The organism is Arthrobacter sp. YN, from assembly GCF_002224285.1.
Classification (GTDB): domain Bacteria; phylum Actinomycetota; class Actinomycetes; order Actinomycetales; family Micrococcaceae; genus Arthrobacter.
In genome coordinates, this window is the sequence record NZ_CP022436.1 from 1,363,765 (window position 1) to 1,388,410 (window position 24,646).

Genomic DNA, 24,646 nt, shown 5'->3' on the forward strand with positions numbered 1-24,646 from the left:
GCAAAGGGGGCTTACGCCCGCGCGTGCTTCTTCCCGCCGACACGCGTCGCAGCGGCACCCTCGCCCCGCTCCTCAGCCACCACCGACGCCCCCGTCCCCAACCCGCGGACCGTCCACCCGGCACTCCGCCAGGCCTCAGCGTCCAGGACGTTGCGAGCGTCCAGCACCATCCGGCGTCGTACGAGCGACCCCACAACGGAAGGCGACAGCGAAACGTATTCGTCCCATTCGGTGAGCAGCAGCACCAGTTCGGCGCCTTCGAGGGCGCGTTTGGTGTCGGCTTCGAAGCGGATTTGCGGGTAGCGGATCCAGGCGTTGTTGATGGCTTTGGGGTCGGTGACGGTGACGTGAGCGCCCGCGGCAGCGAGTTGTTGGGCGACGTCCAGGGCGGGGGAGTCGCGGATGTCGTCGGTGTCGGGCTTGAACGCTGCGCCCAGGATGGTCACCGTGCGGCCGGACAGGAAGCCGCGGCACATCTCGCGGGCAACCTCCACAGCGCGGGAACGCTGGTCCAGGTTCACCGAATCAACCAGGGCCATCCACTCGTCCACGGACGGGACGGACAGCTCGCGGGCCTGCGCACGGAACGACCGGATGTCCTTGGGCAGGCAGCCGCCACCGAACCCGAGCCCGGCGTGCAGGTATCGATTGCCGATGCGTGGGTCCAGGCCCATCGCCTCGCTGAGCTCGCTCACGTCAGCGCCCGACGCGTCGCACAGCTCTGCCATCGCGTTGATGAAGCTGACCTTGGTGGCCAGGAACGCGTTCGACGCCGACTTGATGAGTTCCGCGGTCGCGAAATTGCAGACGAGCCGCGGGATGCCGGCGCTGATGAGCGGCTCGTACACGGCATCCAGCACCGCGGTGACCGGGGCGCCGGCAGCGGCGCCCTTGCCGCCCGGGACGCCGTAAACCAGACGATCGGGAACCAACGAATCCTTGACCGCCGTGCCCTGGCGCAGGAACTCTGGGTTCCAGCCGAGCAGTACGTCGGAGCGTCGGGCCAGGACCGCGCGGAGCGTTTCCACCGTGCCTACCGGCACCGTCGATTTACCCACGACGGCGGCACCCTTGGCCAGGTGCGGCAGGAGGCTCTTCGTAGCGCCCATGAGGTAGGAGAGGTCGGCCGTGTCAGAGGTCTTGGACTGCGGGGTACCCACGCAGAGGAAGTGCACCTGGGCATCGCCAGCGGCGGAGAAATCGGTGGTGAACACGAGGCGGCCGGTGGTGCGGCCGTCCTGGAGGAGCTCGTCCAAACCCGGTTCATGGAACGGCGCCACAGCTTTGTTGAGCTGTTCAACCTTGGAGGAATCGACGTCGATGCCCACCACACTGTGGCCCATCGAAGCGAGCGTTGCTGCATGGACCGCGCCGAGGTAGCCGCAGCCGATCACGGAAATCTTCATGAAGAGGGTCCTTTGCTTGAGGTAAGTTCTGTGGGCCCGTTTTCGCGGGAGAAGGAGGCGATGACTTCGGTGTAGTGCCGGACCAGGTCGGCGCTGAGCACAGGCCACGTCCGCCCCTGGACCGAGGCGGTTGCTGCCGTTGCGAACGCGCGGCGCTTGGCGTCGTCGCCCATCAAGTCCTGGACGTAGTCCCTGAGTTGGCTGAGGTTTCCGGGCTCGTACAGCCAGCCGGTTCGGGAGTTTTCGACGAGGTCCAAGGGACCGCCGCGTCCAGTAGCCACGACAGGAACGCCCGATGCCATAGCTTCCTGGATGGTCTGGCAGAAGGTTTCAAACTCGCCGGGATGGACGAAGAGGTCAAAGCCCGCGACCGCCTCAGCCAGTGCATCCCCGCCGAGGAAACCCGTAAATACAGCGTCCGGCAGCGCAGCTTCAAGGGCCGCACGCTGCGGGCCGTCACCCACAATCACCAGCTTCGTGTTGGGCAGATCAGCCAGCACGGCAAGATCCTCCACCTGCTTTTCCACAGCGAGTCGGCCGACGTAGCCGAGGATCCGGTGACCGTCGGGCGCTACTGAGCTGCGCCACGCCGTCGAACGTTTGGCGGGGTTGAAGCGCGCGGTATCCACACCGCGACGCCACATGTCCACGCGCAGGATGCCGCGTCCGCGCAACTGGTTCAGCGCGAACGTGGAGGGCACAAGGGTTCGTGTGGCCAGGAGGTGGATGTTGTCCACGCGGTTCCAGGCCCAGTTCTCCAGGAACGGCACGCCATAGCGGGCGGCGTAGCTGGGAACCTCGGTTTGGTAGATCGCCACAGTCGGGATGCCGAGTTGGTGGGCGGCCTGCACGGCGCGCCAGCCGAGGACGAACGGGGAGGCGAGATGAACAACATCGGGGGAGAAATCGGCAAGGATTCGCTTGACCCGATTCACACCACCCAACGCAACCCGCACATTCGTGTAACCGGCCAGCGGCACCGAAGGAAGCCGGTGCACATACGCACCCTTCTCGACGCTCGAAACATCAGTGTCCGACGTCGACGGCGCGATCACCATCACCTCATCCCCGCGCTCCTGCAGATGCTCCAGCACCCGCAGGATGGAGTGGGTTACCCCATTCATCAATGGCAGGAATGATTCGGCGACGATTGCGATCCTCACGCTTTCAACGGTCGTCTGGGCGGTTGGCGGGGCGGGTTAGAACGGGTGGCCTGTGGAGGAAGAGTTGGTTAACAGGTGGTTCTCTGTTTTGTCCGAGCGCCCGCGTAGACTTCCGGTATCCGACGTGCTGGGCGTCGAAAGTTCTGGGGGTCTTGCCATGGTTGCTGCTGGGGATAATTCGCGCGCGCTTGGGGGAGTAAACGTACGACGACGGCGCCGGGCAGCGGCGGGTATGGTCGCCGTCGGGTTGGGGCTGGCTCTGTTGTCCGGGCCTTTGAGCCTGAATGCTACGCCGGCTGTTGCTGATGCCGTGACTGATTTTGTTCCGGTCGGCGAACGCCCGGGGAATATCGCCGTCAACCCCGTGACGAACAAGGCCTACGTGGCTTCCTTCGAAGGCGTTTCCGTCATCAATGGCGCCGTCGCCAGCGGCACCGTAAACACCGGTGACATGCCGTGGGACGTCGACGTCAACACCGTCACCAACACGGTCTATGCAAGCCTGATCGGCGGAACAGTAGCAGTGGTGGACGGGGCCACGGAGCTCGTCAAAGCCTCAGTTACAGTGGGCGACCAGCCCTACACCGTGTCCGTTAACGAGACCACCAACAAGATCTATGTAGGCGTCAAAGGTGGCGTCACCATCGTTGACGGTGCCACCCTGGCCACCACCTTCGTGCCGCTCTCCGGAGGAGCGCAGGACATCGTGGTGAACCCCGTGACGGGGAAGGCCTACGTCATTTCCAACGGAACCATCAAGGTCATTGGAGCCGGCGGCTTCGTGACGGGAACCATCGCCCCGAGCGGGAGCCCCATCCTCAGCGTGGCCGTGAACACTGTGACCAATAAGGTTTACGCGTCGACTGTTGCGAATCCGGGTTCCAAACTCCTGGTCATCGACGGAGCCAGCGACACTATCGACGCAACTCTCGCATCGTCCAGCCAACTCGGCCTCGTTGCTGCTAACACCGCCACCAACCGGATTTATGTTGCAGTGGACGGGCCGTCAACTGCTGGCGGTGTGAAGGTCTTCAACGGCTCAACCAACGCCGAGATCGCCACCATCGGGACGACTACCCGCGTCAACGAGCTAGTGGTCAACCCCACCAACAACAAGATCTACGCTGCCACTTACGGCGGCGGCACTACCGTCATCAACGGGCAAAACAACACCAATTACACCGTGTACACAGGCAACGAGCCCGTAGCCGCAGGCGTCAACACCGCCACGGACAAGGTCTACGTGGTCAGTTACTTGCGGGCATCCGTGGGCATCATCGACGCAAACGTTGAGCCGCCGGTCAAGAACGACTTCAACGGTGACGGCTTTGCTGATGTCCTGGCCCGGGAAGCTTCGGGCGTGCTGTGGCTCTACCCCGGCGACGGCTCCGGTGGCTGGCTGCCTCGTGTCCAGGTGGGCCAAGGCTGGAACGTCATGAATGCCCTGATTGCTCCTGGCGACTTCAACGGTGATGGCTACGCTGACGTCCTGGCACGTGACACCGGCGGGCTGCTCTGGCTCTACCGGGGCAACGGTGCGGGTGGATGGCTTGCCCGTGTTCAGGTCGGCATGGGGTGGTCCGGAATGACGGCCATTGAATCTGTAGGGGACTTCAACGGCGACTCCCATGTGGACATCGCAGCTCGAACGGCCTCGGGCGTGTTGATGGTGTACCGGGGGAACGGCGCCGGCGGCTGGCTGTCTGCCATCCAAGTAGGCACGGGTTGGAACGGCATGTCCGAGATCACCGGCGTCGGCGACTTTAACACCGACGGCGTCTCCGACCTCGTTGCCCGCGACAGCTCCGGCGCTCTCTGGCTCTACCCGCCGAATGGATACGGCAGCTGGCAGCAGCAGCGCGTCATCGGGCAGGGCTGGAACGTCATGAACTCCCTGGTTGGCCCGGGTGACTTCAACGGCGACGGAAATGCCGACATCCTGGCCCGGAACGCCGCCGGCGAGCTGTGGCTGTACGCCGGCAGTGGGGGCGCGGCATGGCCCACGGCTTCCCGCGTTGGCACGGGGTGGGGCGGGATGACGGCGATTCTGTAGTTCACATCACAGGCTGTAGACTCCGCTCATCGACGCGGCAGTCGCGTCTCATTTTCTTGGGGGTCCCCTTGGGTTCTGTCGCGTCCGGTTCTGCTGTGTCCGGGTTGAAGAAGTTGGGTCGAAAGCGTGCGACGGCGGCTCTTGCCGTTGTGGGTGCGCTGGCCGTTTCGTTGTTGGTCGGGTCGCCTGCGAAGGCTGACTCGACGTCGTTTGATATCGCCGTGGGTACAGCGCCAAATGACATTGCTGTGGCCGGCAACGGGGATGTCTATGTGGCTACCAGCAGTGGGGTCTCTGTCATTGATGCCGATACTCGAAAGGTGACCACAGTCGACGTCGGGGGCGTCGCCCAAGGTGTAGCGACCCTCGGAAGCAGCACCGCCTATGTCAGCGTTGCCGGCAAAGCCGGTGCCGATGGATCGATAGCCATCGTTGAGGGGGCGACGCTTGCCGGCAAAGTCAAAACCGGGCCTGATCCCCGCCTCGTGGCGGTCAACCAAGTCACATGGAAGGTCTATGCCGCGTATGGAAACGGCATTACTGTCATCGACCCATGGACTGGACATTCAACTGTGGACATTCCGTACTACACCGCGACTCCGCGGAGCGTTGTAGTTGATTCCTCAAAGAATAGGGTCTTTGTAACTACCGACGGTGTCCACACCATTATCGATGGACAGACGAATGAGAAGACCGTCTACGTTTCTGGTGCGGGAAATGTTGTCAATCACGCCATCAACACTCGAACCAACGCTGTGTATCAAACTCTCGTGGGGACCTCGTACAGCGAAGTCGGGCGCGTTGATGAGTCCAACCACGCAGTCAACACGTTTCGCGGAAGTGAAAAATTCGGGAAGCTCGCAATCGACTACTGGACGGACACCCTCTATGTAGAAGCGTTGGGTGCGGCGGGCAACTCTTCGATTCTTCTCATCAACCCTGCATCAGCTACCAAGATCGCCCAAGTCAGCTTGCCAAGCCGGCCCACCGCATTGGCAGTGGATTCCACGCGCCACCGAACATACGCAACGTTGGGCGGCGGAGGTGTATCCGTCATCGACTCCTCCAACACCTCCACTGTGGTTCGAACTGGAGCTCAACCGGTAGCCGTGGCCGTCCACGAGTACACAGGTACGGCGTACGTGGCTAACAAGGGAAGTTCTTCAGTAACCGTCCTTGATCCCGCCGATCCTTTGCCGGTGAAGAACGACTTCAACGGCGACCGGGCCGCTGACGTGCTGGCCCGTGATGGTTCCGGCGTGCTGTGGCTCTATCCAGGTGACGGTGCAGCCGGATGGCTCGACCGGCGGCAGGTCGGTCAGGGCTGGAACGTCATGACGGCCATCGTGGCTCCGGGCGACTTCAACGGCGACGGGCACTCCGACATACTTGCCCGGGATACGTCTGGCGTTTTGTGGTTGTACGGGGGAAACAGTTCCGGCGGGTGGATGCCGCGCGTGCAAGTTGGTGCCGGTTGGAACGCTATGTCGGCGATCACCGGAGTTGGCGATTTCGGCGGGGATGGTCATCTTGACGTTGCTGCCCGCGACTCCGGCGGCACCCTGTGGCTCTACCCCGGAAATGGAAAGGGTGGCTGGATGCCTCGGGTGCAGATTGGCTCTGGGTGGTCATCAATGCCCGACATCGTGGGCGTCGGTGACTTCAACACCGACGGGGCTTCGGACGTTATGGCACGGGATTCAGCTGGTCGTCTCTGGCTCTACCCCGGCAACGGTGCAGGCGGCTGGTTGCCTCAGGTCCAATATGGTCAGGGTTGGAACGGCATGACGGCACTTTTCGCGACAGGTGACTTCAGCGGTGATCGAAAAGCCGACATCATGGCGCGGGATTCGTCCGGCGCATTGTGGCTCTTCTCCGGCAGTGGCGGTGCCAAATGGCCCATTGGGAGTGTCATTGGCCAGGGCTGGAACGGCATGACTGCGATTCTTTGAGGTAAGAGGAAAACCCCCGGCCGCGATTCACGCTGCCGGGGGTCTGCCGTTCCATAATCTACTTCGTGGCTACAAAGACTTTGTCGCCGAACATTCCCGCCCGAACTGCCAGCACGCCTTGTCCAGCGGTCGCAGTGGGGACCTCAAAAGCCTTGTTTCCTGTCGCGGTAGCGCCCTTGTACAGCGTGCTCATGTTGTCGATTGATTCGGGGGCAACTGTAAAGGATTTGGTGCCGTCGACAGTATTTCCGTCGGAAGTGACATAGTCGACTGAAACGAAGACCGGCATTTGACCGTTGGCATCTTCACCTGTGTAGGTCGCCGAGTAATTGACCAGGATGTACTCCGAGCCGGCAACCGGTGCTTTGTTGAATTGATTGGCGGCCACTACTGCGTCCGTTGCGGCCAGCGTGACCGAGTTAATGACAACGCGCCAATCCTTTGACTCGATGACCGAGCCGATGGGATATGGGTTTTCTCGAGTTCCGGCATTCGCAGCTGTGTCGGTTTTGGCTCCGCTGTCAGTGGCTCCATCCTTGGAAGGCTCTACAACTGTCGTATCGCCGCTGCCAAAGGAGTTGTCAAATGAGGTCGCCACAACGGCAGTAAAGACGACCACTCCAACAACCGTGCCGACTACGGACGTGATCAGAGCTGTGACTCCCATCCATTTGGCTTTGTCCTTCAGGAAAAGGGAGACGATAGCCAAGATGAATGCGATGGGCAGCAAGACCCAGCCGACTATCAGGGCGCCTGGAACGCAAGCAAAAATAAACCCGAGCACGGCTGTTATGAGCGCAATAAGGCCGACCACGTTTAGCTGTTTCTTCGTATTCGTCGGCGGTGCGGGGAGGTTGTATGGCGGGGCACCTGTGCCTTGCGCATACTGAGGTTGTTGGGGATGAGGGTAAGGCTGCTGTGAGCCGTCCCCCGGAAGCTCTGGAGTTGTCATGGCATCACTATTGCAGAGCCAAACACTTTAGGCACGATTCCATAAATTGCGTTTCAATAACTTAGTGCTACGAGTCCTTTTCCTTATGTGATGCCCGGCTTCCATTTATACTGCAAAAGGATTGTGTTCTCGTTTCTCGAAGCTTGAGTCTCACGGTCGCCTGATTCAGGGACGTTAGGCATCGTCACCCCGCGCCCGCTTCAGATCCTTCCGCAACCCACGGTTATCGGCCCGTAACTCCCGGTTGTCGTCAACCAGCCCGCGGTTGTCCTCCGTCAGCCCCCGATTCTCCGCCTCCAGTTCAAGCACCAGCTTCACTCCGGCCAGGTTCAAGCCTTCATCCAGCAACACGCCGATCCTTCGAAGGGTCGCAAGGTTGCTCTCGCTGTAGCGCCGGGTGCCGCCGTCGGTTCTTTCCGGAGTGAGTAGCCCTTTGCGCTCGTACTGCCTGATGTTCTGCTGCCCCGTGCCGACCAGTTCCGCCGCCACCGAGATTGCATAGATTCCGCGGGCGTCCCGGCCACCATCAGAGGTGCCGTCCGCCCCGGAAGCAGCCAAGCCGCCGTCGTACTCTTCAGCGGCAGTCGTGCCATCCGAAGCTGCCATCAAAGACCTCCAAAATTCTTCCGAACAAGTACTTGCATCTACTCTGTCACCGGTGTTATAAAAAATCTATACCAGCTGATATAGATCAAGAAGCTGGTACGAACAACAGAATCAGCATCAAGATCAAAGGAGTGAGAACCAAATGCTGATGCGCACTGACCCGTTCCGCGAATTCGACAGGCTCGCCCAACAGGTTTTTGGCACAACAGCACGCCCGGCCGGAATGCCGATGGATGCATGGCAGGAGGACGGACAATTTGTTGTTGCCTTCGACTTGCCAGGGGTCGATCCGGAGACCGTGGATCTGGATGTTGAACGGAATGTCCTCACGGTCAAGGCCGAACGCAAGTCGCCCGCGGGTGAGAACACCGAGATGATCGCCGCCGAACGCCCCCAAGGTGTCTTCAGCCGCCAGCTCATCCTCGGCGACACCCTGGATACCGACGGCATCCAGGCCAACTATGACGCCGGTGTCCTGACACTCCGGATCCCCGTCGCCGAGAAGGCCAAGCCGCGGCGCATCGAGATCACCTCCAGCGGGCAGAGGCAGGAGATCAACGCCTGATCCCGTCCGTCCGCTGGAAGGCTCACCCGGGGTGGTTGACCAGCGGACGCCGGACCGGGAACGACAGAAGCGGCCGCATCGGAATAGTTGGGCGCAGGCTTCGCGCCACGTCACAGCGTTTATCAGCGCACAAGAAAGCGGCCCCCGACGTCGACTCCCGAGTGATGGCCCCCGGTTCAGCCGGGGGCCATCTCCAAATCCGCAGCAGAAACCGGAACCAGCAGTGAGTACCCAACCTGACCACTACGCCACACTTCACGTATCGCCGGACGCGACGACCCGTGAGATCACGCGCGCCTACCGCACGCTGCTTCGGACCCACCACCCTGACACACGCCAAAAGGTCGACGACGGCGACACCACCTCTGCGGCCGACCTCCAGGAACTGCACACCATCATGCAGGCGTACGTCGTTTTGTCGGACCCAGGGAAGCGGGCGGCTTACGATCGTGCGCGGTCCGGCATACCCGGCCGGGCTGCCGGAACGCCGGTGAAGGTAAGGGTTCACCGGCACCAACCGGCAGCGTCTGCCGCGTCTGCCGAGGGGGACCGGGAGCAGCCGCCGTTGTCGTTTGGTCCAACCCGTTGGGAACCTTCGTTTCGAATCCACAGAACACCAAGGAGCCACTCATGAGTGCCTGGCGTCCCTACGACGGCCACATCATTCCCGCGTTCTACGAACGGTTCGAGAAACGCTGGGGGAGGGGAACGGCGCCATTCCTGGACCCTGAGGTCCACGAACAGCCGATGCCCCGTGCCCAGTGGATCAACCCGGACACCGGCGCTGCGGTTGCCGTGGTGCCCATCTGGACCGACGACCCCGAGCATCGGTCATTCGGCGTGTTCTACCTCCCACCAGCCGGAGACATCTGGATGCTCCGCCCTGGTCCCACCACGTTCGTGGAACCACATACAGGGGCCAGCGGTGAGCACGTAACACTCAGGAACGACGCTTTCAAGAAGGCCGTCAACCACGCCAAGGAGTTCATCTACGGGCCCCAGCTTTAGCGGCGCCCGCGAGGGGTTGGCTCTCGGCACAAAAGAGAGGCCTCGAAGTGCCGAGGTGTCGCCCCTCGGCGGGTGGGGTACGCGCTTGAGCTGGCCACCCGCCGTCGTGCGTTGGTTCGCGAGGGGTTAGCTCTCGGCGCTAAGTTGGACCTCAAAGTGTTGAGATGTCGCCCCTCGACGGGTGGCTCGGCGGTAATAGCGACTCAAAGTGCCGAGATGTCGCCCCTCGGCGGGGTGGGGTACGCGCTCAACCTGGCCACCCGGCGTCGTAGGTTCCTATCGCGAGGGGCTAGCTCTCGGCATTAAGCGAGCCCCAAAGTGCCGAGACGTCGCCCCTCGGCGCAAGGTGGGGGAGAAAAGAAGGCTGGTGCAGCCTATGGAGAGAATCCGATGGCGACTGCACCAGCTGCTAGTACGACTTTCTGTTATGAGTTGTGACACCTATCCATTGGCCGCTCCTAGTTCCCGGCTTCGATTGTTTCCGGGCCTTGCAAAGTCTGTGCAGGTGGGGCGGAGCTGAGGTGGTCGGTGAGGTCTCCGCGCCCCGGGAGAACACCTCCCATTTTACGGCGGCTTCGTGGAAAAAGCGCTGGAATTCGCGGTAATTCAGGGGCGCCTGCAGGGTGGGAGCGGCCTGCCGTGGCACGATAGATCACGATGAAACTGCGCGCTGATCAGACCGGAAACCGTGGCCTCCCGATGCCCCTTTGGCTGCAGGGTGGTTTGGAAGCGGCGCAGGCAGCGTTCATTTCGGCCATCGTTGTGGTGTTGCCGCTGGTGGGAGTGTGGGCAACCGACGGTTTCCAGGACCGGAACGTCGACTCCCTCGCCCGTTTGGGCGGCCAGGCTTGGCTGCTGATCCATGGTGTTCCGCTGGAGCTGGCGCAGGTCAATATCGGTACTGCAGCCCAACCGGGGTCGGGTCTGTTGTCCCTCATTCCGCTGGGGTTGACGCTCATCCCGTTCCTGCTTGCGTGGCGCGCGGGTCGTCGGCTCGCCCGGGCCTCCTACACGGACCAACTGTGGCAGGCATTCCTCGGCGCCTTCGTTGTGTACGCGGCGTTCGGGGCCGCCACCGGGTTCGTGTGCCGCACCCCTGAAGTAGTCATCAACCTCTGGTTCGCCATGACCATCCCCCTGATTTCCTTCGGCCTTGGCATGATCGTGGGCGCCCGACGAGAGGCCGGATCGTGGAGCCGACTGATCGGCGTCGACGCCGTCGCCTGGCTCGCTAAAACCAGCCAGCATTCGCGCTGGGCGGGCTCCTACGTGGGCTCAGCGCTGAAGGCCGGGTTCGTCGCGGCCATGGCTTCGGTCTCTTTGGCCGCGGTGCTGCTGGCCGTCACCATCGTGTGGCACTGGACGGACATCATCGCCGTTTACGAAGGCATCCAGGCCGGCGCCCTCGGCGGAGCCGTGCTCACCATCGCGCAGCTGGGCTTCCTGCCGAACCTCGTCATTTTCGCGCTTTCATGGTCCACCGGCGCGGGCTTCTCGCTCGGCGTCGGCTCCACGGCGGGTCCCCTGGGCACGGCGGTCGGACCGCTCCCGGCCGTCCCGGTCCTCGGCGCCCTCCCTGCAGGACAGCTCGACGCCGGCGCCATGGCCCTCGCGCTGCCCGTTGTCGCCGGCATCATGGCGGGCTGGTGGTTCCTCCGCGAAGGCGAGAACCACTTTGACGAGTGGCTCTCCATCAAGATCAAAGCCCGATGGTTCACAGCCGCCGTGTCAACCCTGTTCCTCGGTGCGTTCATTGGCGCCGTTGCGGGGCTCCTCGGCGGGGCCTTGGCGTGGATCTCCCGCGGTTCGGCCGGGATTGGGCGGCTCACGGAAATCGGACCCCACCCGCTGTGGACGGCAGTCTGGCTGGCCGCGGAAGTGGGTATCGGCGTCGTGATTGGCTACGCAGTGGGGCCGTGGCTGGAACGCAGCCAGAAGCAGCGCGAGGCGAACCTCGACGAAGCAGCGTACGACGACGAACACGCCTGAGCGGGTCCTCTTTCGCTGACGCTGGGCTACTTCAGCGAACGGGCTTAGCGCAGCGGTCCCGGCATGGAGTTCTCGAGCTGCGTCAGGCACTGCGACTTGGCGGATTCCGTCAGCGCCCCGCGTGAGCAATCCTGGTACGTGCTGACCTGACTGAAGAAGAGCACCGACGTCAGGATGAGCAGGCACATCACGGCCGTGACAACCAGGCCTGAGATTGTCCCGAAGAGAATCAGGCGCGGGTGCTTGTACTTCAGCGTGCGTACAAGGACGACGATCCCCAGCACCATACCCGCGAGCGTCAGAATGGCGCTCAACCACACGTAGTTCACGTTCAGGGAGAACACGAAGAACGCACCCAACGCCGTCAGAAGGAAGGCGCGGAACAGGATCTGGGTCTTGCCGAGGGCGGACTTTTCGGCCTCGGAGCGGGGTTGCTGGCTCGGCTTGGGACCGACGTCGGGATTCATGTTTTCCAGCCTACGCGAGCCGCCCATAAGCTAGTGCAATGCGCATTGTTGTCCTCGTCTCCGGTACCGGTTCCAATCTTCAGGCAGTCATCGACGCCGTGAAGTCGGGTGAACTGGATGTCGAGATCGCCGCTGTGGGCGCCGACCGCCCCGACACGTACGGCGTGGAGCGCTCCGACGAGGCCGGCATTGAGACGTTCGTGGTCAACTTCAACTCGTTTGAAACCCGTGCTGAATGGGACACCGCCCTGCGCGACAAGGTGCTGTCCTACTCGCCGGACGTCGTGGTGTCCTCCGGGTTCATGCGGATCGTCAGCGAAGACTTCATCAACGCTTTCGACGGCAAGTACGTCAACACACACCCCGCGCTGCTCCCGTCCTTCCCGGGCGCCCACGGAGTTCGCGATGCCATTGCGTACGGCGTGAAGGTCACGGGCTGCACCGTTCACTGGGCCGACGCCGGCGTGGACACCGGGCCCATCATTGCGCAGGAAGCCGTTGCCGTGCTTCCGGAGGACTCCGAGGAAACCCTGCACGAGCGCATCAAGGTAGTGGAGCGCCGCCTGCTGGTCCAGACCCTGGGGGACCTGGCCGCCGCCCCCGCGTAGCGCGCCCCACCCATGTAGGTCCCCACCCAACTGAGTAACAGCAAGTGTTCCACTCAGCCCTGAGTAGAGCGTTTGCTGTTACCTAGTTGGGTGGCAGGAACGAAAGGCTGTGGATAACGCCCCACGCTCCCGGCACATTTGCCAGCATGGGCTGATGAAGATCCCGCGGCCGCTCCCGGCAGACCTCACTTCGAAGCCCTTTACAAGGCAGGAAGCGCTCGACGCCGGAGTGTCAGTTGGGCGACTGCGTTACCGGGATCTGGACTCGCCAAGCCGTCAGATATATCTACCCGGCTCCGTTGTCGAGTTGCAGTTGACCGATCGCGCCAGACCCTTGACGTTGGTCACACCGTTCTCCGCGGCTTCGCATGCGACGGCGTTCCTTCTTTGGGGGTTTCCCGGATTCCTCCCACGCAGCCATGAGCCGGGTATTCACATTTCGCGACCTGACACCGTCGGAATCCCGCGCCGCCGGGGCGTGATCGGGCATAGGGGACAGTTCTTCGAAGACGAGATCACCACTTTGGATGGAATGTACATCACCAGCCGAGCTCGGACATGGCTGGACTGTGCCCGGAAAATGGATATTGACGAGATCACTGTCGTGGCTGACCATCTGTTGCGTGTGCCCAAGCCGGAATTTGAAGGACGCAGTTCCCCGTATTGCACCATGGATGAGCTCGAAGAGATGCTTGACCGGCACTGGGGGACACCGGGTATCCGAAAGGCCCGCCTCGCCTTGGAACAAGCTTGCGTGGGTGCCGACTCCGCACCCGAAACGCGACTTAGGCTGGCGCTGAACAGGGCTGGGCTGCCCACAGCGGAAATCAACGTGCCCACGGAACTGAGTCCCGGCGTCGTACGTCAACCGGACCTGGCGTATCGCGAACAGCGCATTGCCGTGGAATACGAAGGTGAGGGTCATTCAGGTCCGGAGCAGATTGTCCGGGACATAGCCCGTGAGGAAGACTTCAGCCGCGCAGGATGGACCTTGGTGAGGATCTCAAAACGGCACATGGGCAACGACGCGAGGTCCGCCGTGGCCAAAGTGCGCAGGGCGCTCGAACAACGCGGCTGGGCTCCCGACTAGGTAACAGTAAACGTCCCACTGAGCGCTCAATGGGACGTTTACTGTTACCTAGTTGGGTTAGGAGAGCACGCGCTGCTTCGTTTCCGGGGCGAAGAACGCCATCCACAGCACAGACAGCAGCACCAGGCCGCCAGCCATCGCGAACGACTGCGCCAACCCGAACTCGGGCCAGAAGAACGAGGCAAACACCAGCGGGCCGAAGCCGGCGCCGATGCGGGAGAACGTCGAAGCCCAGCCGAAGCCGGAGCCGCGAAGCTCGGTTGGATACAGCTCGGACACGTAGGCGTACAGGACCGGAATGGCCACCTGGACCACGAAGCCGAACACCAGCAGCCAGAAGACAGCAGCAGAAGGCACATCCACCACGAACGCCACGATCACCAGGGTCAGCGCGGACAACGGACCAGTGATGGCAAGGATCCACTTGCGTCCCACCCGCTCCACCAGCAGCGCTGCGACCACCACGCCCAGAAGTCCGACGGCGGCCATGCTCGCCGTCGTGACGAACGCCTTGTACTCCTCGAATCCGGCGCCGATAAGAATGCGCGGCATCCACGTGAGCGACAAGTAATAGACCAACAGGATGCTGAAGAACAGGGCCCAGGCAGCGGTCGTAATCTTCCAATTGAACTGCCAGATCCCGCGCAGCTGCGCCCATGCGCTGCCGGGGGAGAGGCGCGGAGCGGCCTGCGGTTCAGGCAAGCTGTAGGCCCTGGGTGAAGCCCCGGTGGCTTCCACCAAACCGTCAATCACCGCCGCCGCCTCTTGCCGTCTACCCGCTCGAATCAAGAACAGCGGAGATTCCGGCACCGAACGCCGAACCCAGAAAACGAGCAATGCGGGTAACACCATGATGAGCATCGTGAGCCGCCAATCGCCGAACGCAGCAACAAGACCGGCGGAGACGAATCCACAGAGCGCCGCACCGATCGGCCACCACCCGTCCATGGCCGTCAGCACCTTGCCGCGTTGTTTGCGGGGCGTGAACTCACCCACCAGCGCGTAATCCACGGGGATGCAGCCGCCCAGGCCGAAGCCGGCCATGAAGCGGAAGATGCAGAACCACACGATGTCCGGCGCAAAAGCACCCAGGACCGTGAAGATGCTGAAAATCAGGAGGGTCGCCGTGAAGGCTTTCTTGCGGCCAATGGTGTCAGCGATGGTGCCCCACGCGAACGCACCCACGGCCATGCCGATCAGGTTGGCCGTGCCGATCCACGCAGCGTCAGTCGGTTGCAGCGACCAGTGCTTGGACAGCAGCGGAATCAGGATGCCGTTGAGCGTGACATCCCAGGCGTCGAACATGAACCCGAGCCCGCCGATCAGGAAAATCCGTCCTTGGACCTTCCACCGCCATGGCAGTTCCTGCACAACTTGCTCGCCGCTGGGCACGGCTGTGTATGTATTCATTGGGCCTCCTGCATGCAACTTTATGCGCTGTGCACGGAGCGGAAGTCCGCGTTACTTCTGGTTCTCGATGGCCCGCCGCAGGAAACCACCGGCCTCTTCCAAGGCACCCTTGGCCTGACCAGCCCCGATACCTGTCAGGAGCACCAAAATGGCCGCCTTCACGGAACCGCCAACAGAGTCCAAAGCAGTGGCAGCTTCCTGGGCCGACACTCCGGTGGCGTGCTGGACCGTCCGTTGCGAACGGGCCAAGAGCTTCTCGTTCGTGGCACGCAGGTCCACCATCAGGTTCCCGTAGGTCTTGCCGAGCTTTACCATCACCAACGTGCTGATCATGTTGAGGACAAGTTTCTGGGCGGTACCCGAGTTCAGCCTGGTCGAGCCCGCAATAAACTCCGGACCTACAACAACCTCAATCGCCGCGTCCGCCAGGTGACTCACGGCCGAGCCCTTGTTGCACGCCAGCGACGCCGTAAACGCACCCCGTTTCCGCGCTTCTTCCAGCGCACCGATCACGTACGGCGTCCTGCCGGAGGCGGTAATACCCACGACGGCGTCGGCTTCCGTCACGTTGATGTCATGAAGGTCGCGCGCGCCGGCCGTTGCGTTGTCCTCGGCATACTCAACGGGTTTCTGGATGGCCTGAACTCCGCCCGCAATAAGTCCGACGACGAGACCCGGCGGGGTGCCGAACGTCGGCGGGCACTCGCTCGCGTCGAGCACGCCCAACCGTCCGGCCGTTCCCGCTCCCACATACAGAAGGCGCCCGCCGCGCTGGAGTCGCTCCGCAACGGCGTCGACCGTTTGAACGATCGCCGGGCTCGCAGCCTCAACGGCAGCATGTACTCCTGCACTGTGGGCAAGCATCGCGGAAACGAGTTCTTCAGTGCCCAGGATGTCCAGATTGTCCAAACCCTCGGCAGTGGCCTCGGTCGCCAACCCGGCGAGTTCCGTGCGCAGGCCCGCAAGTTTGTCGGCGTCAGTCGGGCCAGTTTGTTCCGTCACGGTGGATGTACCTTTCCTGGATGAGCCCGCGGCGCGTCGCAGCGAGGGCAGCACCATCCAAGCCATCGCCGAGTGGCGCCACCACCTCAATCCCAGCCGAAGCGAGGGACTTCCGCAAGAGCGCCGCGAAGAACTCCGATCCCACCACTCCGCCCAGGAGCGCCACGCGCGGCGAACTGCTGCGCTCACCACCGGACGCGAGCTTCACCGTGTGGGTCAGAATGCGGCACGCCTCGCCGATGATGTCATGTGCGACGGCGTCACCCGCCTCCGCTGCGTGCAGAACCAGCGGCGCGAACCGGGCCATCGCCCGGTAGGGGTTTTCGTTGGCAGCGAGCCAGCCCGGGAGCATGTCCGGCGACTCGACCAGAGCGCCCGCCGCAGCCGACAACGATGTGGCGGGGCCGCCGTCGTGCGCTTCAAGAACTGCCTGAAGACCTTGCTGGCCGATCCATCGCCCGCTCCCGCGATCACCAAGGTAGGGCCCCCAGCCGTCGGCCCGGTGCAGGACTCCGGTTTCGTCGAAACGGAAGGCCACGGCGCCGGTACCTACGATGAGCGTGGTGCCCGGAGCTCCCTGGAGAGCACCGAGCTGTGCGGCCGTCGCGTCGGAAAGGACGGCTGCGGGGACACTGAATCTCTGGGCCAACATGGTGGCGAGTTCCTGGGACTTTTCGGCGGATGCTTCGACGCCGGCCACTGCGGCGCCGATTCCTGTCAGCGTGCTGACGGGGAGGCCGGGCGGCAACAAGCTGACCGTCTCGAGGAGCAGCTCGAAGGCCAGCGTGGGCCCGTTGTCCACGTGTACGCCGGGAAAGCCGTGCTGATCGGCCGCGCCCAGCAACTCGCCGCCGCTGCGCAGCTCCACGCGGCAACGGCTCTTCCCTACATCGGCAACAAGAACAACCTCGGTGGCTTCCATGGATCAACCCTATGTTGCGGGACGCAAAACGGGACCAACCACGAAACGCGATAAACTCTCCGTATCCCACACCCGCGACACCACCCGCGATATCTACGCGAACTAAGACGGAGACTTTTGTGAGCTTGACGCAGCTTGACCGTGTTCCCATCCGCCGTGCACTGATCTCGGTTTACGACAAGACGGGACTGGAGGAGCTCGCGAAGGGCCTGCACGCAGCCGGCGTCGCCATTGTTTCCACCGGCTCCACCGCCAAGAAGATCGCCGCCGCAGGCATCCCGGTCAAGGAAGTCGAAGAAGTCACCGGCTCCCCGGAAATGCTGGACGGCCGCGTCAAGACCCTGCACCCGCGCGTGCACGGCGGCATCCTGGCCGACCGTCGCGTCCCGTCCCACATGGACACCCTGGCGGGCATGGAGATCGAGACCTTCGACCTCGTGGTGGTAAACCTGTACCCGTTCGTCGAGACCGTGAAGTCCGGCGCAGCGCAGGATGACGTTGTTGAGCAGATCGACATCGGAGGCCCCGCGATGGTGCGTTCGGCCGCGAAGAACCACGCCGCCGTCGCCATTGTCACGGACCCCAACTTCTACGGCGCAGTGGTTGCCGCAGCACAGGAAGGCGGCTTCGACCTGAACACCCGCCGCCGCCTGGCTGCCAAGGCCTTCGCGCACACGGCCAGCTACGACAACGCTGTTGCCTCCTGGACCGCCAGCCAGTTCCTGGACGAAGACGGCGACGGCATCATCGACTGGCCCGCCTACGCCGGTCTGTCCCTGGAACGCTCCGAGGTCCTTCGCTACGGCGAAAACCCGCACCAGCAGGCGGCTCTCTACGTGGACAAGGCTGCTCCGGCCGGCATCGCCCAGGCTGACCAGCTGCACGGCAAGGCCATGAGCTACAACAACTTCGTCGACGCCGATGCCGCCCTCCGCGCCGCCTTCGACTTCGCCGAGCCGGCCGTTGCGATCATCAAGCACGCCAACCCGTGCGGCGTAGCTGTCGGTTCCGCCGACGCTGCAGACCCGATCGCCGACGCCCACGCCAAGGCCCACGCCTGCGACCCCGTTTCCGCCTTCGGCGGCGTCATCGCTGCGAACCGCACCGTCACCGCCGGCATGGCCCGCACGGTTGCCGACATCTTCACCGAGGTTGTCATCGCCCCGGACTTCGAGCCCGAAGCCGTGGAGATCCTCTCCAAGAAGAAGAACATCCGCCTCCTCGCCCTGCCCGAGGGCTACGGCCGCTACCCGTCCGAGATGCGCCAGGTGTCCGGCGGCGTCCTGGTCCAGATGAGCGACAAGGTGGATGCCGACGGCGACAACCCCGCCAACTGGACCCTCGCTGCCGGCGAGGCCGCCGACGAAGCAACGCTCGCGGACCTCGCCTTTGCCTGGACCGCTTGCCGCGCTGCCAAGTCCAACGCCATCCTCATCGCCAACCACGGTGCAGCCGTGGGCATCGGCATGGGCCAGGTCAACCGCCTGGACTCCTGCCGCCTGGCCGTCGAGCGCGCCAACACGCTGGGCGTGCAGGTAGAGTCCGACGTCGAAGGTGCGGGCGGCGCGTCCAACACCAACGGTAGCGACGCACCTGAGCGCGCCCGCGGCGCCGTTGCATCCTCGGACGCGTTCTTCCCGTTCGCTGACGGCCTGCAGATCCTGATCGACGCCGGTGTCCGCGCCGTCGTCCAGCCGGGCGGTTCCGTCCGCGACGAGGAAGTCATCGCCGCGGCCAACGCTGCCGGCATCACGATGTACTTCACCGGCGCACGCCACTTCTTCCACTAGAACAGGGAGAGTCCGCTAGCGCCCAGGCGCAAAGCACCACAACGCAACGGCGGCCGCCCCCGGGAGGGGACGGCCGCCGTCGTGCTTTATCCGCACATACTTAACAGGGACGTGAGTGGCAATTCAGGAGCGTTACGAAGCCGCTGCTGCGGTGTTGTAGGTGGACTGGATCACGGTGCCCCAGTACGGGCCGTACATGGAGGTGGAGTTGCTGCCGTATCCGTAGCTGTTTACGGAGTTCTGGTAGCCGGAGGAGCTGGTGCCGATGAACCACGGGCCGCCCGAGGACCCACCAGTCATGTTGCAGGGGATTCCCTGGCTGTTGAACTGCGGGTTGTAGGGATCGTTGGTGGCCTTGCCGGAGCAGCTCTTGAGCGATTCACCGTTGAAGGGCGAGCCTGCCGGGTAGCCGAAAGCCTTGTAGCTCAGGCCGCGGGCGGCGTTGAACTGGACGCCGGAGGCCCCGACGACGTCGGCGAGCTTCTGGCCGTTGAGGGTGTTGACCACGGCGAAAGCGGTGTCGTACTGCATGTTGCCGTTGGAAGCCCACTGGGTGGGGGCGTACAGCGCCTTTGCCGTCCACTTCCCGTAGGGCGCGGCACCGTTGAGGTAAGCCGGGACAAACACGAAGTTGGTGGCGTACGCGCCCGGGCCTTCGTTGAGGCAGTGGCCTGCAGTGGAGACCGTGCTCTTGTTGGTTGAGGTGACGGAGTTGCCGGAGCAGACGTAGTTGGAGCCGCCCAGGGTGAAGAAGACCTTGCCGATGTGCTTGACGGGGGTTTCGCTCTGGTTGACCTTGCGGTCGATGGTCTTGGAGTCGGTGGTGGCCTGCTGGCCTGCGATGCTGCTGATGGCGCCCGGGGCTTCGGTGACCGGGGCTTTGCCGAGGTTGAGGAGCTTGCCACGGTCAAGTGCTTTGGCCGCGAGGATTTCGCCGGACTTGGCATTCTTCATGCGCTCTGGCGTCCAGTAGTCTGCAGCGCCGGTGTCCGACACTACATGGCTGCTGACCGCAGCGCCGCTGGAGTCTGCGTTCTGAGCCGGTGCCGCGTTGGCGCTGGTGGTTCCAACCAGCGCCAGGATTGCGGCAGCGGACAGACTCAGCAGGCTTGTGGCCAGGGTCTTGGTTTTCGTCACGTTGTTCCTACCTATCGAGGGAGTGAGGCGGCCAGTGATGGCGACCGCCGACTGACGGAATTGAAGGTATCGAACGTATGACAAGTTTGTAAAGAGATGTTTCATAGTTTGTGATAATTTGGTGTCACTTCCTCGTCAAGTGGCGCGGTCCCTTTGGTGATCCCAGTGACGGCCCGTGGCAGGAGGCCGTCAGTGGTCTTTGACCGTGACTCTGCCAGGGAGGGGCTTGGGTGTGACGCCAGGCCATGAACCGTCCTGTGAGAGCAGGGATAGATTGCGCGCTCCCTCGGGATCGTCGGCGCTGAGCGGGATGATGATGGTGTTGTGCTGCGAAGGAGCCGAGGGCTGTCCGCCCATCCAGGCTGATCCCACGCCTGCAGTGGAGAGGTCGAAGAACGGCTCCCCGTCAGCGGTTCGGGCGCTGATCTGAATCTGAGTGTTGGGCATGTAACCCTCGCCTACAGACCAAACGTTCCGGACGATGTAGTCGACCAACAAATCGCCGTAAAGAACGGTGTAACCGGGGTCGATGGCTATCTGTACGGAGTATCCGGTGTTGCCCTTCACGTTGGGGGGACCTCCTCCGGCGAAGCCGGTCACCGAGATCCCGGGGACGGCGTCGATTGCCTCGCGGGCTTCGGCAATCGTCTGGCCCGTGTCGGCGTCGTGCGGGATGGTCTCCCGGGGCGTCGGCGCAGGGACAGCGCAAGCGGTCAGCGCGAGGAGAATCCCGGCCGTCGAGGCGGTCAGCCAGGCAGCAAAGGAGGCGGGTCGAATGATGCGGGTCATGACTTCACTATGTTCGGTTTCGCGGTGAATGAGATGCTGACGCGCCCGGGGACCAGACATTTGCCCACAGCAACCAGCCTGCGGCAACCAACTCTCCGCAACCAGGGTCCGACGGCGGCGGGCAGCAGCGGCGGTCAGGCCGCCGTCGGGCGTTCATCGCCATGGCGTGGTAACGAACACGTGATCCCGGACACGAAGGGCCGCCTTATCGGTCTACTCGGGTAAGTTAGGAGATGTTGAAATCTGCAGACTTTCAGGGAGAACCCCGCCAATGGCCAAGATTATCTATACCCACACAGACGAAGCGCCGATGCTGGCAACGTACTCATTCCTGCCGATTGTGGAAGCGTACGCCTCGACCGCAGGTGTAGAAGTGGAGACCCGCGACATTTCGCTGGCCGGCCGCATCATCGCCGTTTTCGGCGATTTCCTGACCGAAGAGCAGCGCACGGGCAACGCCCTGGCTGAACTTGGTGAACTGGCAAAGCAGCCGGAAGCCAACATCATCAAGCTGCCCAACATCAGCGCCTCCGTGCCGCAGCTCAAGGCTGCCATCGCCGAGCTCCAGGCCCAGGGCTACGCGCTCCCGGACTACCCGGACAACCCCTCCTCGGACACCGAGACGGACATCCGCTCGCGCTACGACAAGATCAAGGGCTCCGCTGTGAACCCGGTGCTGCGCGAAGGCAACTCCGACCGCCGCGCACCCCTGTCGGTGAAGAACTACGCCCGCCAGAACCCGCACTCCATGGGTGCCTGGTCCGCTGATTCCAAGACCAACGTTGCCACCATGGGCGAGAACGACTTCCGCTCCAACGAGAAGTCCGTTGTCCTGACGGCTGACGATTCCCTGACCATCCAGCTGGTCCGCGAAGACGGCACCACCAAGGTCCTCAAGAAGGACTTCCCCGTCCTGGCCGGCGAAGTCGTGGACGCCACCGCGCTCCGCGCCGACGCCCTGGACGAGTTCCTCAAGGCACAGGTTGCCCGCGCCAAGGAAGAGGGCGTCCTCTTCTCAGCACACCTCAAGGCCACCATGATGAAGGTCTCGGACCCCATCATCTTCGGCCACGTTGTCAAGGCCTACTTCTCCGAGCTGTTCGACACCTACGGCAAGCAGCTCGCAGCCGCAGGCATCAGCCCGAACAACGGCCTCGCAGCAATCCTCAGTGGCCTGGAAGACCTGCCGGAGGACGTCCGCGAAGGCGTCAAGGCAGCCATCACCAAGGGCCTCGAAGAGGGTCCCGCGCTGGCCATGGTCGATTCCGACAAGGGAATCACCAGCCTGCACGTTCCGTCGGACATCATCGTTGACGCCTCCATGCCGGCCATGATCCGTTCCTCCGGCCACATGTGGGGCCCGGACGGCAAGGAAGCCGACACTCTGGCAGTCATCCCGGACAGCTCCTACGCCGGCATCTACCAGGTTGTCCTGGACGACTGCCGCGCCAACGGTGCGTTCGATCCCACCACCATGGGCACCGTTCCCAACGTGGGCCTCATGGCTCAGGCAGCCGAAGAATACGGCAGCCACGACAAGACCTTCGAGATCCAGGCAGCCGGCACCGTCCAGCTCGTGGACAGCAAGGGCACGGTCCTCACCGAGCACCAGGTCTTCCCGGGTGACATCTGGCGCGCATGCCAGACCAAGGACATCCCGGTCCGCGACTGGGTCAAACTGGCCGTCACCCGCGCCCGCGCTTCCCAGACCCCGGCCGTGTTCTGGCTGGACGAGACCCGTGCGCACGACGCCAACCTGATCGCCAAGGTCAACGAGTACCTCAAGGAACACGACACCGAGGGCCTCGAGATCAAGATCCTCTCCCCGGTTGAGGCCACGGCCTTCACACTGGAGCGCATCCGCAAGGGTGAGGACACCATCTCCGTCACCGGTAACGTCCTCCGCGACTACCTCACGGACCTGTTCCCGATCCTTGAGCTCGGCACCAGCGCCAAGATGCTCTCCATCGTTCCGCTGATCAACGGTGGCGGCCTGTTCGAGACCGGCGCCGGTGGCTCCGCTCCCAAGCATGTCCAGCAGCTGGTCAAGGAAAACCACCTCCGCTGGGACAGCCTGGGCGAATTCCTTGCCTTGGCAGTCAGCTTCGAGCACCTTGCCACCACCACGGGCAACGCCCGCGCTCAGGTCCTGGCTGACACGCTGGACCGCGCAACGGGTACATTCCTGCTGGAAAACAAGTCCCCGCGCCGCAGCGTCGGCGAGCTGGACAACCGCGGAAGCCACTTCTACCTGGCCACCTACTGGGCACAGGAACTGGCCAAGCAGACCGAAGACGCCGAGTTGGCCCAGGACTTCGCAGCAATCGCTGACGCCCTGACCTCCAACGAAGAGGCAATCGTCGGCGAGCTGGCCGCAGTCCAGGGTCCCGCCGTCGAGCTGGGCGGTTACTACCGTCCGGACGCCGCCAAGGCCGCTGAGATCATGCGCCCGTCCGCTACGTTCAACAAGGTCCTCGCGGATCTGAAGAAGTAGTCCCTCGAGCTCGGGTGCCTTTCTGGGGCGCCCGAGCTCCGAGTTTTTGTACAGATAATGCCCCTAAGACCGCGTCTTGGGGGCATTATCTGTACAAAAACTCTTAGCGCTCGGCCAGGAACCGCTCCGGTGCCACGCCGCCGTCGACGATGTCCTTCAGCACCCGGCCAATAGCCGGCGTGAACTTGAACCCATGTCCGGAGAAGCCGGCACCCACCACCAGCGGACCGAAACGGTCCAGCACAAAGTCCTCGTTGGGCGTGGTGGTGTAGGTGCAGCTGATGGGAACCGCGGTGGAAGGGTCGACGCCGGGAAGCCACTCTTCTGCGTACCGCACCAATGCCTCGAGCTGCTGGGGGATGGGCTCGAAGGTGCGATGGTCGGGGTCCATCACGGGACCGACGCCGTGCCAGCCTGCTTTCACGCCTTCGCCGGGGGTGAGCATGCCGTAGACCGGGCTGAACCAGTATTCGTAGAGTTCGTTGTTCGGATCGGGGTCCGGGTTGTGGTTGAAGCTGGGCCACACCAGCGTGTTGTCCGTCGCCGTGAAGTGAGCGGGTTGCTCCTGGGTCACCACCAACGCGGGGAGCTTGGCGAGTCCGTTCAGCACCTTCGTCGTCCAGGCGCCCGCTGTCACCACCACGCGGGTTGCCGTGTATTCGGTCTCCTCCGTCACCACCACTACCGTTTCGGCCCCATCGATGCGGATGTCGCGGACCGGCGTCGAGTACTTAAAGACGGCGCCATGGGCTTCAGCCGATTCCCGCAGCGCCACCAAGGCGTCCGCCGAACGGATCCGACCGGAACCCGGCACGAACAGGACATCGGTGGCGAAGTTCATTCCCCGCCAGCGGTTGGCGGCCTCGTCGGCTGAGATGAAGTAGCTCTCTATGCCGCGTTCCTGGTGGGCGTCGCGGATCAGTTCCAGCCTTGGCAGGTTGCCGTGGTTCGCCAATCCCACCATGTCCAGCAGGGGAGCTCCGTGCTCGGCCGCGAGTTCGTCCCAGAGCGTTTTGGATTCGGCCAGGAGATCCAGGTAATCAGCCTCGGCGTACGCGGTATTGAAGTTGCGGGTGGCGCCGTGGGAAGCGCCAATGTGGTGTCCGGCTTCGAACTGCTCCAGCAGGACCACGGAACGGCCCGCCCGGGCGAGTTGCCATGCGGCCGCCGATCCCATGGCTCCTCCGCCAACAACTACAACGTCAACCTGCATGCCTGCTCCATCCACCGTTGGCCCTCTTGA

Annotated in this window: 21 protein-coding genes; 10 read left to right on the top strand and 11 right to left on the bottom strand. The window is 63.3% G+C overall.

Annotation, left to right across the window (positions count from 1 at the left end; genetic code table 11):
• Nucleotides 1-11 precede the first annotated feature (11 nt).
• On the bottom strand, nucleotides 12-1,406 hold the full coding sequence (locus CGK93_RS06250; RefSeq protein ID WP_089594080.1) for a UDP-glucose dehydrogenase family protein: 1,395 nt from the start codon (nucleotides 1,404-1,406) through the stop codon (nucleotides 12-14).
• Nucleotides 1,403-2,569 carry a glycosyltransferase family 4 protein gene (locus tag CGK93_RS06255; RefSeq protein ID WP_089594081.1) on the bottom strand — a complete coding sequence of 389 codons (1,167 nt, stop codon included), beginning with the start codon at nucleotides 2,567-2,569 and terminating at the stop codon, nucleotides 1,403-1,405. The genes CGK93_RS06250 and CGK93_RS06255 overlap by 4 nt, the downstream gene beginning before the upstream one ends.
• A 310-nt stretch (nucleotides 2,570-2,879) precedes the next feature.
• Here CGK93_RS06255 and CGK93_RS06260 point away from each other — a divergent pair, with 310 nt between their 5' ends.
• On the top strand, nucleotides 2,880-4,622 hold the full coding sequence (locus CGK93_RS06260) for an FG-GAP-like repeat-containing protein (RefSeq protein ID WP_232481559.1): 1,743 nt from the start codon (nucleotides 2,880-2,882) through the stop codon (nucleotides 4,620-4,622).
• A gap of 68 nt (nucleotides 4,623-4,690) precedes the next feature.
• Nucleotides 4,691-6,574: an FG-GAP-like repeat-containing protein gene (locus CGK93_RS06265; protein ID WP_089594083.1), complete on the top strand. Its 1,884-nt coding sequence runs from the start codon at nucleotides 4,691-4,693 to the stop codon at nucleotides 6,572-6,574.
• Between the two features lie 58 nt (nucleotides 6,575-6,632).
• Here the strand turns inward: CGK93_RS06265 and CGK93_RS06270 are convergent, their stop codons facing one another.
• A complete protein-coding gene (locus CGK93_RS06270; RefSeq protein ID WP_232481560.1) occupies nucleotides 6,633-7,526 on the bottom strand; it encodes a hypothetical protein in 894 nt (297 codons plus the stop codon).
• A gap of 174 nt (nucleotides 7,527-7,700) precedes the next feature.
• A complete protein-coding gene (locus tag CGK93_RS06275; RefSeq protein WP_089594085.1) occupies nucleotides 7,701-8,132 on the bottom strand; it encodes a MerR family transcriptional regulator in 432 nt (143 codons plus the stop codon).
• Between the two features lie 142 nt (nucleotides 8,133-8,274).
• Here CGK93_RS06275 and CGK93_RS06280 point away from each other — a divergent pair, with 142 nt between their 5' ends.
• The 4 genes from CGK93_RS06280 to CGK93_RS06295 all read left to right on the top strand — a co-directional run bounded on the left by CGK93_RS06280 (nucleotide 8,275) and on the right by CGK93_RS06295 (nucleotide 11,694).
• On the top strand, nucleotides 8,275-8,697 hold the full coding sequence (locus CGK93_RS06280) for an Hsp20/alpha crystallin family protein (protein ID WP_089594086.1): 423 nt from the start codon (nucleotides 8,275-8,277) through the stop codon (nucleotides 8,695-8,697).
• A 223-nt stretch (nucleotides 8,698-8,920) separates the two neighbouring features.
• The gene (locus tag CGK93_RS06285; protein WP_089594087.1) at nucleotides 8,921-9,331 is read left to right on the top strand and encodes a J domain-containing protein; all 411 of its coding nucleotides are present in this window, start codon (nucleotides 8,921-8,923) and stop codon (nucleotides 9,329-9,331) included.
• Nucleotides 9,328-9,705 (top strand): hypothetical protein, encoded by a 378-nt coding sequence (locus CGK93_RS06290; protein WP_089594088.1) that lies wholly within the window; start codon nucleotides 9,328-9,330, stop codon nucleotides 9,703-9,705. The genes CGK93_RS06285 and CGK93_RS06290 overlap by 4 nt, the downstream gene beginning before the upstream one ends.
• Nucleotides 9,706-10,362: 657 nt before the next feature.
• A complete protein-coding gene (locus tag CGK93_RS06295; RefSeq protein ID WP_089594089.1) occupies nucleotides 10,363-11,694 on the top strand; it encodes a cell division protein PerM in 1,332 nt (443 codons plus the stop codon).
• 44 nt (nucleotides 11,695-11,738) lie between these two features.
• Here the strand turns inward: CGK93_RS06295 and CGK93_RS06300 are convergent, their stop codons facing one another.
• The gene (locus CGK93_RS06300; protein ID WP_089594090.1) at nucleotides 11,739-12,188 is read right to left on the bottom strand and encodes a hypothetical protein; all 450 of its coding nucleotides are present in this window, start codon (nucleotides 12,186-12,188) and stop codon (nucleotides 11,739-11,741) included.
• An 11-nt stretch (nucleotides 12,189-12,199) separates the two neighbouring features.
• Here CGK93_RS06300 and purN point away from each other — a divergent pair, with 11 nt between their 5' ends.
• Nucleotides 12,200-12,769: a phosphoribosylglycinamide formyltransferase gene (gene purN, locus CGK93_RS06305; protein ID WP_089594091.1), complete on the top strand. Its 570-nt coding sequence runs from the start codon at nucleotides 12,200-12,202 to the stop codon at nucleotides 12,767-12,769.
• A gap of 154 nt (nucleotides 12,770-12,923) precedes the next feature.
• Nucleotides 12,924-13,859 (top strand): hypothetical protein, encoded by a 936-nt coding sequence (locus CGK93_RS06310; RefSeq protein ID WP_089597238.1) that lies wholly within the window; start codon nucleotides 12,924-12,926, stop codon nucleotides 13,857-13,859.
• A gap of 57 nt (nucleotides 13,860-13,916) precedes the next feature.
• Here CGK93_RS06310 and CGK93_RS06315 read toward each other — a convergent pair whose 3' ends face one another.
• From CGK93_RS06315 to CGK93_RS06325, 3 genes are read right to left on the bottom strand one after another with little or no spacing between them, the layout of a single operon-like run.
• Entirely contained in the window at nucleotides 13,917-15,269 is a 1,353-nt protein-coding gene (locus CGK93_RS06315; protein ID WP_089594092.1) for an MFS transporter, read from the bottom strand.
• Nucleotides 15,270-15,320: 51 nt separating this feature from the next.
• Nucleotides 15,321-16,271 (bottom strand): N-acetylmuramic acid 6-phosphate etherase, encoded by a 951-nt coding sequence (gene murQ / locus CGK93_RS06320; RefSeq protein WP_089594093.1) that lies wholly within the window; start codon nucleotides 16,269-16,271, stop codon nucleotides 15,321-15,323.
• Nucleotides 16,246-17,193 carry an N-acetylglucosamine kinase gene (locus tag CGK93_RS06325; protein WP_089594094.1) on the bottom strand — a complete coding sequence of 316 codons (948 nt, stop codon included), beginning with the start codon at nucleotides 17,191-17,193 and terminating at the stop codon, nucleotides 16,246-16,248. Before CGK93_RS06325 ends, murQ begins: the two co-directional genes overlap by 26 nt.
• A 119-nt stretch (nucleotides 17,194-17,312) precedes the next feature.
• Here CGK93_RS06325 and purH point away from each other — a divergent pair, with 119 nt between their 5' ends.
• The gene (gene purH / locus CGK93_RS06330) at nucleotides 17,313-18,983 is read left to right on the top strand and encodes a bifunctional phosphoribosylaminoimidazolecarboxamide formyltransferase/IMP cyclohydrolase (protein WP_089594095.1); all 1,671 of its coding nucleotides are present in this window, start codon (nucleotides 17,313-17,315) and stop codon (nucleotides 18,981-18,983) included.
• Between the two features lie 132 nt (nucleotides 18,984-19,115).
• On the opposite strand, the gene CGK93_RS06335 is transcribed toward purH, so the two are convergent.
• Together CGK93_RS06335 and CGK93_RS06340 are read right to left on the bottom strand one after the other, a co-directional pair.
• Entirely contained in the window at nucleotides 19,116-20,225 is a 1,110-nt protein-coding gene (locus tag CGK93_RS06335) for a trypsin-like serine peptidase (protein WP_089594096.1), read from the bottom strand.
• Nucleotides 20,226-20,309: 84 nt separating this feature from the next.
• Nucleotides 20,310-20,909 (bottom strand): hypothetical protein, encoded by a 600-nt coding sequence (locus CGK93_RS06340; protein ID WP_089594097.1) that lies wholly within the window; start codon nucleotides 20,907-20,909, stop codon nucleotides 20,310-20,312.
• Between the two features lie 271 nt (nucleotides 20,910-21,180).
• Between CGK93_RS06340 and CGK93_RS06345 the strand changes: the two genes are divergently transcribed.
• Nucleotides 21,181-23,403, top strand: a complete 2,223-nt coding sequence (locus CGK93_RS06345) for an NADP-dependent isocitrate dehydrogenase (RefSeq protein ID WP_089594098.1) — start codon at nucleotides 21,181-21,183, stop codon at nucleotides 23,401-23,403.
• A gap of 103 nt (nucleotides 23,404-23,506) precedes the next feature.
• On the opposite strand, the gene CGK93_RS06350 is transcribed toward CGK93_RS06345, so the two are convergent.
• Nucleotides 23,507-24,616 (bottom strand): FAD-dependent oxidoreductase, encoded by a 1,110-nt coding sequence (locus CGK93_RS06350; RefSeq protein ID WP_089594099.1) that lies wholly within the window; start codon nucleotides 24,614-24,616, stop codon nucleotides 23,507-23,509.
• Between the last annotated feature and the right edge of the window lie 30 nt (nucleotides 24,617-24,646).